Consider the following 12,068-nt stretch of genomic DNA (forward strand, 5'->3'; position numbering starts at 1 on the left):
GAATTACACAAATTTTCACTAATTATAAAAAAGCAAAGTTCGCTGAATCTAAAAAAGACTTAGCGAACCTTGCGTAAAACTTTGCGCTCTTTGCGGTTAATTATTCTTAAAAGTCGAATTTATAATTTCCTCCCACTAATACCTGAAATCCTTGTACCGGATAATTCAACCATTTTTCATAAGCCTGATTTCCAATATTATTAAGTTTCAGAAAAAACGTCAAACGCTCGTTATATTTATATCCAACATGAGCATTGGCATCAAAATAACTTTTTAACGTCGTAATAACCGGATCAACTCCTGAATTTAAATTCGATTGCATGTCTTTACGTTCTCCAACAAAGAAAACATTTAAACCTGCATACCATTGTTTCGTAATATTAACATCCAGATTCGAACTCAATTTCATTGATGGTAAATTCCAAGCTTCTAAACCATCAAATTTGTAGCTATTAAAAGTTCCGTTAATTCCAAAAGAAACGTTTTCTGAAAAATCAGCTTTTAATTCTCCGTAAAAACGAAACGTTCTCACGTCATCATATACCACTCCAAAAGAGTTTCCGTAAGCGTAGTTTTCATTAGCAAAATCTTCTGTATAATCATTGCTTTTAAACAAAGCCTTATCTTTTTCGTTCAGATAAGAACCAGTTAAATTATAACTAACATTATTCGCTAATTTCCCTTTTAAACCTGCAAAGACAGTATATTGATTGTTTGTTGGTCTCATGTTTAAAGTTGGTGACAAAAACGGATTCTCAGTTACAAAATCAGCATATGAGTTTTGATTTAAACCACCATAAACACCCGTATAGAAAATCATTAAATCGCCTACTAGTTTATATGAAGCATTTACTTTTGGATAGATATAAAACTTGTTTCCGCTATTTTCAGAATCTAAACCATAAAACAATCCAGCTCCCAATTCTAAAGTCCAATCGTTTTCATGAATAACAAAACTAGGCTCAATTCCAAAATTAGTTAAACTGTATTTTAACGGTTCTGTATTATTACGAGCATAATTATTTTCAAAAGATCCGCTTACATGATCTATAATCACATTTGTATTTATCGACTGATCCATAACATCCACTTTGAAAGTCGGTTTTACATAAAAACGATTTTCTGAAGAGGAGAAACTATCTGAAAAATGCGTGAATTTTGTTCCTATTTTGCTAAAAACACCTTCGTTAAATTCGATGTTTCCGCCTAAACTAATGGTGTTATAAGAATGATTCGGATTAATTCCTCTTATCAAGTCCTCTTGTTGGCCTGGAGATAAAGTCATTCCAAAATCAACCGGTAAACCATACCAATTGTACAATTGATTCTGATATCCTAAATCCACATTCCACGACATATCGCGATTGTTTACGCCATATCCCACATTTAACGCTGTATCATAAAATTCATCATTTAAATCTACGCCGCTAATTCCACCTTGCGAAGAATGATGACGGAACATTCCTGCTACATAATCGTTATTTCCTAAATCCTGATTTACGAACAATTCAGCATTTAGAGTTCCATAATTTCCAACTCCCAAAGTCGCATAATTATTAAACAATTTTTCTTTTTTAGATTTTTCAACACCTTCAGCTTTTCCTTTTGAAGGCGTAAATGTAGACGCTACCTGAACAGACAAAATACTATATTTTATCGTTTCCTTAGGCTGATTTCCTGTATCGTCAAGCGAAGGAGTTTCTTTAACCTTAAAAGCATCTGAAATAGTTGGCGAATACGGTTTAACCACATTTACTGTTTCAGTACCAATACCTTCATTTTTCTTTTGCGAAAACGAAAGCTGCACAACAAACATTACTAGTAAAATGATGATTTTATTCTGGCAATTAATTTTCATATTTTATTTTTTTCGTGAAATGTGTTTTGTGAAATGTAAAATGACTTAATCGACACAATTTCATTTTTCACAATTTACATTTTACAATTTTCTAATTCTCTAATTGACTAATTTTCTAATTAGACTTCCCAATCTCCTTTTGCGACAAACTGAGCCTTTCCTCCTATTTTGATATCAAATTGATTATCGGTTAACCTCCCATTGAAATAAATCTGAGACGGACGATTAATATAATCTCCCTGATAATTAATCAATTCAAATTCAGGCTTATGATATTTTAACAGAAAAGCCTGTAAACAAGTACTTGCGCTTCCTGTTGCAGCATCTTCTACCAATTGATTGTGTTCAATACACAACATTCGGCTAAACAGTTTCGAACCTTCTAAATAATAGAAATACAAAGCTCTGTGATCTGTTTTACAATTCTTTTTCAGCCATTCATCTGTTTTATCTTTATCTAAAACCAAATTTTCTAATGCTCTTTTACTGCTTAATCCAACCATTATAAAAGCACTTCCGGTTGTAACTTCCTGAATTGGAAATTGATTTTCAAAATCATGTTTTTTTAGATTACTGAATACTGTAAAATCTTCTTTCGAGAAAATATCCCAAAATTTTGGCTGTGCTGCTTTTAGCCAAATTAACTCTTCTGTTTTATGAATCGCAATTGGTCCAATTGGCACATTCAAAGTGATCTCTTTTGGCTCATTTTTAAAAACCTTATTCATCAAAACCCATGAAGTTCCAATAATTGGATGACCTGCAAACTGCATTTCATGCGCCGGAGTAAAAATTTTAATCTCGGCTTTATTATTATCTAAATCAAGTTTGGTAACAAATGTGCTTTCGGCAAAATTAATTTCGCGCGCCATTTGCTGCATTTCATTAGAACTTAAATTTCCAGCATCTAAAAAAACCGCCAATTGATTACCGGCATATTTTTTATCTGCAAAAACATCAACTATATAAAAAGGTAAACTCATTTTTTTCTTTTTTTTGGAAGAGAATATAGAGCAAAGAATAAAGAAAATAGACTTCCAATCTTTCGTTTCAAATCTATTTTCTTTATTCTGTATTCTTTACTCTATTTTCTATCCTCTATATTCTATTCTCTATATTCTATTCTCTATTCTCTATAATTCTTATTTCGTAATCGACGAATTCGTTTTTGCTTCTTCTAACTTTATCGCACTTAACTCTGTTTTAGCTTCTTCGACAACATCCGGATAATCGGTAAAATTATTAATTACATTATCCAAAATGTACGTTGCCTGATAACTGTCTTTTAATCCATAGAAGTTTTTCGCCATTAAAACCAAACTCTTCGCTCCGTAATATTTGTAAGCCGAATAGTTTTTAGCCAACTTCTGAACCGAAACATTCGAAGCGTCAAACTTGCCTTCTTTAGTTTTAAAATAAGCATCATAATACAACGCTTCTGCCGCTAATTCGCCTTTAGATGTTGCTGATAATTTTGCGTAAGCCACTTTCGCTTTAGTTTCGTCACCAGTTTGCATTGCTGCACGGGCTACGATAATCTGTGCATCTGATTTTACGTTAGCATCAGCTTTTGCGTTTTGCAATACTTTGTCAGCGTAAATAACTGAGTTATAATAATCTTTTTTGTCGTAATAACATTTCATCAAATTAGCTTGTGCAAAGCTTTTATTCTGAGGAAAATCAGCTTCGTTTTCTAAACGTACCAGAACCGGAATCGATTTATCACAATCTTTGGCTTTCAGGAAAATCTGTGCTAATCTTGTCAATGCTTGTTCTGTAAATTCATTTCTTGGCTGATCAATCACATATTGATAATTTGCAACTGATTTAGTTTCTGAACCTTCAGCAAAATACAACTGTGCTAAGTAAAAATTAGCTTCAAGTGCATGAATTCCTGACGGAAACTTAGTCACATAACCCGCAAAACCAGTAATCGCCTGTTTGCTGTTGTTTTGACTGTATTGTTTAAAAGCTGCATCATAAGTATCATTATCCAATTCAGCATCTGTAACTGAAACAAAATCAAGAGTACGAACCCAAGTTGCATATTCATCGACTTTTCCTGAGTCAACATAAATTAACCTTGCTGTAGAAACTGCTTCTAAAGCTTCAGGAGTTTTTGGAAATTCTGCCGCTACTTTTTTGAATTTAACCAAAGCCTGTTCGTCACGATCTGAATTGTAATAAATCAAACCTTGTTTCAAAATAGATTTAGATGTAAATGAACCGTTTTTATATTCAGAAATTAACTGATCATAAGTTTTAAGTGCCTGATCGTTTTTCTTTTCTGCCACATACGTATTTCCTAATTCGAATAAAGCATCATCACGATATTCTGATTTTTTGTACATCTGAAGGAAATTATTCAGCTCATCAATTTTCTTGTCGTTCTTAGACATAAAACCGTAAGAAATTGCTTTTTGAAACTGAGCATAATCAGCATCAACGCCTTTTGCTTCAATTGCTTTTGCATAAGCTTCGTTTGCTGCACTATATTTTGCGCTTACAAATCGAGAATCACCTAAACGTAAATACGAATCATTCAAGCGAACTTTATCTTCTTTCGAATTATCAATTTGTGCCTGAAATGAATTCCCTGCCTGATCGTATTCTTTCAATTTAAAATAAGTATATCCAATATTGTAATTGATATTTTTATACTCGTCAGTCGTTTTGGCAGCAGCCAAACCTGCAAACTGTTTGTAGCTTAATAAGGCATTCTGAAAATCATCGTTAAGATACTCCGTTTCTGCTTTCCAGAAAGTTGCACGAGCTGTAAACTCAGGTGTTTTTTGTTCGCTGACAGCGCTTTTGAACATCTTTCCGGCTTCTTGATAATTTGATTCATTATACAATTCCAAACCTCTGTAAAAAAGCACTTTTTGATACGCCGCTTTATTTTCCGGTGATCTGTTTTTTTCTAATAAAACCAAAGCTTCTTTATAATTCTTTGTAGAGATATAAGAATCTACTAATAGTTTTTCTATATCAGATCGGCTTGAATTGTTTGGATATTTCTTTAAGAAATCAAGTAGAATTGCAGGAACAGTTTGATAGGCGTTTCCAATATCATAACTCACTTTAGCATAATTTAAAGCGGCATCTTCTTGAATTTGAGCATTAAAATCCATTTCAGAAGCATTCTTGAAAGCATTCAAAGCTTCTTGTTTTTTACCTGTATTTAAATAAGCTAAACCTAAATGATAATACGCATTTTGAGCCACAAAATCTTTTCCCTCAATAATTTTATTGAATTGAGAAATTGCTTTTTCGTACTCTTTTTGCTCATAATAAGCATAACCTAACTGGTAGAAATCGGTGTTATTCCACTTTCCTTTTTTACCTGCATATTGCTCTAAAAACGGTATTGCTTTATCATATTGTTTTAGATTGAAATAACTTTCTCCAATAATTTTATTCAATTCAGACTTTTCAAGCTCGTTTGATTTGGCCATTGCTTTTTGTCCCAAATCGATCGCTTTCTGAAAATTCCCTAATTTAAAATTCATGTCGGCCTGATAATACGAAAGCTTTTCTTTGTATTTTTCTTCGCCTGAAACTTCATCAAAATATTTCGTTGCTTCTTTATAATCGTCGCCTTCATAAGCCATAAATCCTAAATAATATTTAGCTTGAGAACCAAATTCAGTAGAATTCACCACTTTATTAAAATATGTTGTAGCTTCTTTTTTCTTTTTAGCATTGAAATAACTGTATCCTTTTTGGAAATTAAATTTATCCGATTCAGATTTACTCATGTAACTTTCATCAACTTTATCAAACCATTGCAAGGCTTTTGGATAATTGCCTTGTTCAAAGAAAAATTGAGCCACTTCGATGTATGCCTGATTTTGTTTGGTACTTGTTGGATAGTCATTTACGAATTTTTCCATCAAAGCATCAGCATTCGCTTTATTGGTTCTAATGGCGCAATTGGCGATATAATAAGCACAATCTGACTGAACTTCTTCAGTCGTTGCATTGTTTTTTACATATTCGAAAATAAGTTGAGCCGAAGCATATTGTTTATCATTGTATAAAGCCTGTGCTTTGTCAAAATCCTTTAAGTCGTAAGTATATATAGCTGATTTTTGTGCCGAAACTATGGTCGAAATAAAGATTATAGGGAGTAAAAAGAACCAGGGAAGTTTACGCATTTTTATTATATTTAGTATTCAAATGTATCATTTTATACCGTCTATAACGAAACGTTTCGAGCATTTATTATGAACAAAAATTTTAACAACCCATATTTAACAGCTTCTGAAAAGATTAAGTACAACCATATAAGTGATATAAGTAATTATAAATTAGGCGCTTTAAGTACATTTACTAAAATGAGCTTAAATCACTTACATGGTTTAAATTTTTAAATCATTTTTTTTACAAGTTTTCTTAAGAAATGATTGAAATTTATTTTGAATCCAACCGTTATCTTATTACTTTTACCAATCAAATCAATTTTATTATGTCACAAATCGTACTCTCTCTTAAAGAAGTAACTATATATCAGGAAGGAAGAAAAATTTTATCTCATATTAATTTAGATGTTCAGCATGGTGAATTTATCTATATTATTGGAAAAACAGGTTCCGGAAAAAGTAGCTTCATGAAAACATTGTACGGTGATTTGCCTTTAACTGAAGGTGAAGGTCATATTGTTGAATTTGATTTGGCAGCTTTAAAAGAAAACGAAATTCCGTATTTGAGACGTAAAATTGGAATCGTATTTCAGGATTTCAAATTGCTTCCGGACCGTTCTGTAAAAGACAATATGCTTTTTGTTTTGAAAGCAACTGGTTGGACTGAAAAAGAAGCGATGGAACATAAAATCGATGAAGTTCTGGACAAAGTTGGTATGAAAGATTTCGTAAACAAAATGCCTCACCAACTTTCCGGTGGAGAACAACAACGTGTTGCGATTGCAAGAGCTTTACTGAATGATCCTGAATTTATTCTTGCCGATGAACCAACCGGAAACCTTGATCCTCAAACAAGCTCTGAGGTTCTTGAAGTATTGAAAAAAATCAACGCAAACGGTAAAACAATTATCATGGCAACTCATGATTATGCCTTATTGATGAAATTCCCGTCTAAAACATTAAAATGTGAAGACGAGAGAATTTTTGAAGTGGTGCAACGCAGCGTGTAATGCTTTCTATTTTAATTCCGGTTTTTAATTATAATGTTTTTTCATTAGTTGAAAAACTGCATAATCAGGCATTGGAGTTAAGTATCGCTTTTGAAATTATTTGTTTAGACGATGCTTCAACTTTTTTTACAAATAAAAACCAGCAAATTAATCAATTTCAAAATTGCTCTTTTTTAGTTTTACAGAAAAATATAGGGCGAAGTGCAATTCGGAATTTACTAGCACAAAAATCAACATACGAAAACTTGCTTTTTCTTGATGCTGATACCATTCCCGTCCATGAAAACTTTCTTTCTACTTATATTTCACAGATAAGTAATAATGAAAAAGTAGTCTATGGAGGTATTTTATACGAAATTACACAACCATCAAAAAACAAGCTTTTACGATGGGTTTATGGCACAAAACGCGAAGCATTAAACACTTTCGAGCGAAATAAAAGTCCTTATATTTCATTTTTGACTTTAAACTTTTTAATTAAAAAAAATATTTTCTCAAAAGTAAATTTCAATGAAAGCATTCCGAATCTAAGACATGAAGACACTTTGTTTTCCTATGAATTAATGCAGCAAAAAGTTGAAGTTATCCACATAGAAAATCCCGTTTATCATCTGGGACTAGAATACAATGAGACATTCTTAAGAAAATCCGAAGAAGCTGTAATTGGATTAAAAAACCTTGTAGATTCTAATTTAATACCTTCTGATTACGTGAAGCTCTCCCATTATTTTTTACTTATAAAAAAGTACGGTTTTCAAAATATAATGGCTCTAGGTTTTAAAACTTTAAGATCGCTTTTACTGAAACAATTATTCAGCAAAAAACCATCACTATTTCTTTTCGATTTGTACCGATTGGGTTATTATTGCACTTTAAAATCAAACTAAATGGCTTTTTTTTCTGTTATAATTCCATTATACAATAAAGAAAATTTTATCGAAAACACGATAAAAAGTGTCTTGAATCAAACTTTTCAGGATTTCGAAATTATTGTTGTCAATGACGGATCAACAGATAAAAGCGAAGAAAAACTATTACAATTTAAAGATCTTAGAATCCGATATTTTTCAAAAGAAAATGAAGGTGTTTCTATCGCTCGGAATTTTGGTATCGAAAAAGCACAATCTGATTTCATAACTTTTCTTGATGCCGATGACTACTGGTATCCCAATTTTTTAAAAGTAATGCAGGAAGCCATGATACTTTTTCCGGAGCAAAAAGTTTTTTCCGGAGCAATTGAAATTGAAACTTCAAAAAAAACATTTCCAGCTCAATATTCAATTCAAAAAACAAGCGGTTTTGAATTGGTCAATTACTTTACAGCAAGTTTAAAAGAAACTGTAATTTGTACTTCTTGTGCTGTATTTGATAAAAATATTTTTAAAGAAATTGGTGTATTTGATCCAAAAATAAAAAGTGGACAAGACACCGATCTCTGGGTTAGAATAGGTTTGATATATCCTGTTGTATTCTCTTGGAAAATTCTTGCCCGTTATGTTTATGATGAGAATAGTTTATCTAAAAACAATAATATCTTAAATTCCAAAATGGACTTTTCTAAATTTTCAGAACCCGAAAAAACAAATCCGGATCTTAAACTTTTCTTAGATTTAAATCGATTTTCACTCGCCATAAAAAGCAAATTAGCTTCAAACAAAGTCTTGTTTGATTACTACTATGACGGAATTGATTTAAAAAAAATTGGTGCCAAAAAAAGTTTTCTATTACAGCTTTCTCCTCGTTTTCTTCAATTATTAATTCAGATAAAACTCAAAATGGCAAACATTGGAATTGGGTTATCTGTTTTTAAATAACTTAAATTCTTTAAATTCTCTGATATAATCCTCTTCGTCAAACTCATCAGAAGCCAATACAAGGCAAACTGCTCCTGATGAAAAGTTTTTTAATTCTCTCCAGATTCCATCTACAATTAACAATCCAAAATTTGGCTTATTAAGCGTTATAGTCTCAAGTGACTTTCCATCTTTTAAAACCACATCAAAACTTCCGCTTAAAGCAATTAAAAATTCCTGTTGCTTTTTATGTGCATGTCCACCGCGCTTGCTTCCACTTGGAACATCATATAAATAATACACTCTTTTTGAAACAAACGGAATAGTCTCTCCCTCAATAACAGAAAGATTGCCTCGTCTGTCCTGAATTTTAGGAATTTCAATTACCTGAACATCTGTATTAGTTGTCATTATATTTTATTTGAGAATATTAATTTTTTCCATTGTTCCCCAACAGATTCAAGAGATAAATGTGTTACACTTTTAGCGGTATTATTTTTGCAAAAACGGTAAAAATCTTCGTCATAAATCATCCTTTTAAAAGCTTCTGCAAGCAAAGTAGAATTATAATTTTCAACCAATAAACCATTAAACTCTGACTGAATAATTTCCTTTGGTCCGGACTTACAGTTTACAGAAACAACCGGTATTCCAATTGCCAATGATTCTATTATAGACATAGGAAAACCTTCAAAATGACTCGTTAAAACAGTATATTTTGCTTTTGAAATGTATTTATAAGGATTTTGCTTAGCTGGAATTATTTTTACAAATTTCTCTAAACCCAAGTCCCTTATTTTTTTTTGAATAAAATTTAAATCGGGACCTTCTCCCAATAAATATAATGAATAACCGGAATTATAAATTTCAGATTTTAAAAACGCTTCCAACATCAAACTGAAATTTTTTACCTTTTCGTTAAACCTTCCAAAAAACAAAATGTATTTCTCTGATTCGGAAACTTCATTAGTAATTTCCAATTCAGAAATTTCAAAAGGATTGTATATTGTTACTGTATTCGAAAAATTAAATTTTTCTACCACTAAATCTTCTATTTCTTTTGAAACACAAATTAATTTATCGGCTTTTTCATATATTTTTTTAGATAAAAAACAGGGCCTTGGGAAATAGTTTTTGAGATTGAAACTGTGAATTACAAACCATTTTTTCCTCTTTCGATAAATTAAATTCGAAATAATTTCTCTTAAAAAATGGTTTCGTGGACGATTATCAATAATCAGCTCAATTTTATTCTGTTTTAAATATTGATGTAATAGAAAACCTTTTTTTATTTTTTTATAAAGAGAAAACCTGTGCTCTGAAAGCTTTCCTAAATTATATAATTTACCATGATAATTATAATCAACAACATCGTTAATGATTACATTATGAACTTCAACGAGATCATTTTCAAGCATCTTGCTCAACAAAGAAGCAAAACGTTCTGCCCCGCCGGTTGCCAGAGAAGTAGAAACAATTGCTATCTTGATTTTTGAATTTATCATATTGGCTAAAATATAATATATTTGTTAAATATACATCAAATGAAAATTTTACTGGTAGGCGAATTTAGCCGTTTACATAATTCCTTAAAAGAGGGCTTAGAACATTTGGGACATCAAGTGGTAATAATTGGTCATAATGATGGTTTTAAAAAATTTCCTGTCGATATTCTAATTCAAAAAAAATGGGATAATGGAATTTTAAAAAAAATAAAAATTGCTATCTACAAGATTACAAATTTTGATGTTAGTTCATACTTAACCTATCGTCAGTTTTTAAAACACAAAAAAGAATGTTCTGGTTTTGATGTTGTTCAACTTATTAATGAAAACAGTTTTTATTGCACGTATAAATTTGAAAAAAAGATAATTTCATATCTTCTCAAAAACAATCAAAAATTATATTTATTAAGTTCAGGTTATGATTATTTAAATGTAAAATATTGTTTTGAAAATCCTAATTTTAAGTCTGTATTCCCACTCTATCAAAACCATAAAATCGATGCGAAATCTTTTGCAAATGTTTTAAAATTTCAAAAAAAATCATTTAGAAAATTACATCAGTTTATTTATAAAAACTGTAACGGAATTATAGCATCAGATTTAGATTATCATCTTCCATTAATAGGAAATCCTAAATATTTAGGTGTAATTCCGAATCCGATTAACATTTCAAAAATTGAATTTAATCCAATAAAAATTGACGATAAAATCATTATTTTCCATGGAATTAATACATCAAATTATTTAAAAAAAGGAAATAATATTTTTGAAGAAGCACTCGAAATAATTCAGCAAAAATATTCGGATAAAATCGACATAATTACGACAAAAAGCATTCCATACAACGAGTATATTAATTTATATTATAAAGCTCATATCTTGCTTGATCAGGTCTATGCTTATGATCAAGGATATAATGCGCTTGAAGCAATGGCAAAGGGGAAAGTCGTTTTTACTGGTGCCGAAACTGAATTTATAGAACATTATAATTTATCAGAAAGCGTTTGTATCAACGCCAAACCAGACGTTGATTATCTGGTAAATGAACTCTCTTTTTTAATAGAAAATCCAACAGAAATAATAGCCATTAGTAAACGAGCCAGAGTATTTATCGAGAATGAGCATAATTATATAAAAATTGCTCAAAAGTATGTAGAGACATGGGAAAATAATTAGTTTATAAAATTCGTTAAAAATGAAAATCTAAAATCCTCAATAGATACATTTATTATTCCTAAACTACAGCTTTACAAAATAACATAAACTTAGGTCGTGAATTAAATATACTACTTTCATTAATTCTTTTATGAAAATTCCTAAATTATTTTACTCATGATAATTCAGAATACCTGATTATAAACGAAGAGCCTTTTTAACATATTTACAATAATATAAGAAACAAAAAAATGCGCAAAGTCAGAGTGAACTGCCCCCAAAAAGTTAGACACTATTTGGGGGCATTTTTATGGAAAGAAAAGTAAAATATAATTATGAGTTTAAACTTCGTTGTGTTCAGGAAGTTCTAAAAAATAATTATTCAATTCGCTCAGTTGCAAAAGAGAATAATTTTACTGAGAGTAATCTCAGAAAGTGGATTAACCTTTATAAGCATTATGGTAACGAAGGTCTTTTGCCTAAAATGAATCAATATTACAGCATTGATTTTAAACTTAAAGTATTAAAAAAAATTCAGAAGAAGTCTTTATCTTTGATTGAAGCCTGTTTTGTTTTTAATATACCAAGTGAATCTGTCATTAAGC

At 30.7% G+C, this 12,068-nt stretch carries 10 protein-coding genes; 5 read left to right on the plus strand and 5 right to left on the minus strand.

Annotation, left to right across the window (positions count from 1 at the left end; all coding sequences use genetic code 11):
- Nucleotides 1-106: 106 nt before the first annotated feature.
- The 3 genes from CHB81_RS18710 to CHB81_RS18720 all read right to left on the minus strand — a co-directional run bounded on the left by CHB81_RS18710 (nucleotide 107) and on the right by CHB81_RS18720 (nucleotide 6,015).
- Complete coding sequence (locus CHB81_RS18710; RefSeq protein ID WP_089353360.1) at nucleotides 107-1,858, minus strand: TonB-dependent receptor; 1,752 nt, start codon at nucleotides 1,856-1,858, stop codon at nucleotides 107-109.
- 119 nt (nucleotides 1,859-1,977) lie between these two features.
- Nucleotides 1,978-2,841 carry a PhzF family phenazine biosynthesis protein gene (locus tag CHB81_RS18715; RefSeq protein ID WP_089353361.1) on the minus strand — a complete coding sequence of 288 codons (864 nt, stop codon included), beginning with the start codon at nucleotides 2,839-2,841 and terminating at the stop codon, nucleotides 1,978-1,980.
- A gap of 159 nt (nucleotides 2,842-3,000) precedes the next feature.
- The gene (locus CHB81_RS18720; RefSeq protein WP_089353362.1) at nucleotides 3,001-6,015 is read right to left on the minus strand and encodes a tetratricopeptide repeat protein; all 3,015 of its coding nucleotides are present in this window, start codon (nucleotides 6,013-6,015) and stop codon (nucleotides 3,001-3,003) included.
- A gap of 311 nt (nucleotides 6,016-6,326) precedes the next feature.
- Here CHB81_RS18720 and CHB81_RS18725 point away from each other — a divergent pair, with 311 nt between their 5' ends.
- The 3 genes from CHB81_RS18725 to CHB81_RS18735 are packed head-to-tail and all read left to right on the plus strand — an operon-like array spanning nucleotide 6,327 to nucleotide 8,824.
- Complete coding sequence (locus CHB81_RS18725) at nucleotides 6,327-7,010, plus strand: cell division ATP-binding protein FtsE (protein WP_089353375.1); 684 nt, start codon at nucleotides 6,327-6,329, stop codon at nucleotides 7,008-7,010.
- A complete protein-coding gene (locus CHB81_RS18730) occupies nucleotides 7,010-7,897 on the plus strand; it encodes a glycosyltransferase (RefSeq protein WP_089353363.1) in 888 nt (295 codons plus the stop codon). Before CHB81_RS18725 ends, CHB81_RS18730 begins: the two co-directional genes overlap by 1 nt.
- On the plus strand, nucleotides 7,898-8,824 hold the full coding sequence (locus tag CHB81_RS18735; RefSeq protein ID WP_089353364.1) for a glycosyltransferase family 2 protein: 927 nt from the start codon (nucleotides 7,898-7,900) through the stop codon (nucleotides 8,822-8,824).
- On the opposite strand, the gene CHB81_RS18740 is transcribed toward CHB81_RS18735, so the two are convergent.
- Both CHB81_RS18740 and CHB81_RS18745 read right to left on the minus strand, forming a co-directional pair.
- The gene (locus CHB81_RS18740) at nucleotides 8,807-9,214 is read right to left on the minus strand and encodes an FdtA/QdtA family cupin domain-containing protein (RefSeq protein ID WP_089353365.1); all 408 of its coding nucleotides are present in this window, start codon (nucleotides 9,212-9,214) and stop codon (nucleotides 8,807-8,809) included. The genes CHB81_RS18735 and CHB81_RS18740 overlap by 18 nt on opposite strands.
- Nucleotides 9,214-10,308, minus strand: coding sequence for a glycosyltransferase (locus CHB81_RS18745; RefSeq protein ID WP_089353366.1), 1,095 nt, complete (start codon nucleotides 10,306-10,308; stop codon nucleotides 9,214-9,216). The genes CHB81_RS18740 and CHB81_RS18745 overlap by 1 nt, the downstream gene beginning before the upstream one ends.
- 39 nt (nucleotides 10,309-10,347) lie before the next feature.
- Here CHB81_RS18745 and CHB81_RS18750 point away from each other — a divergent pair, with 39 nt between their 5' ends.
- Entirely contained in the window at nucleotides 10,348-11,484 is a 1,137-nt protein-coding gene (locus CHB81_RS18750; RefSeq protein WP_089353367.1) for a glycosyltransferase, read from the plus strand.
- Between the two features lie 289 nt (nucleotides 11,485-11,773).
- The coding region (locus tag CHB81_RS18755; RefSeq protein ID WP_141130423.1) for a transposase at nucleotides 11,774-12,068 on the plus strand (295 nt) is incomplete at its 3' end.

It is taken from the genome of Flavobacterium sp. ov086 (assembly GCF_900187965.1).
Taxonomy (GTDB): Bacteria; Bacteroidota; Bacteroidia; order Flavobacteriales; family Flavobacteriaceae; genus Flavobacterium.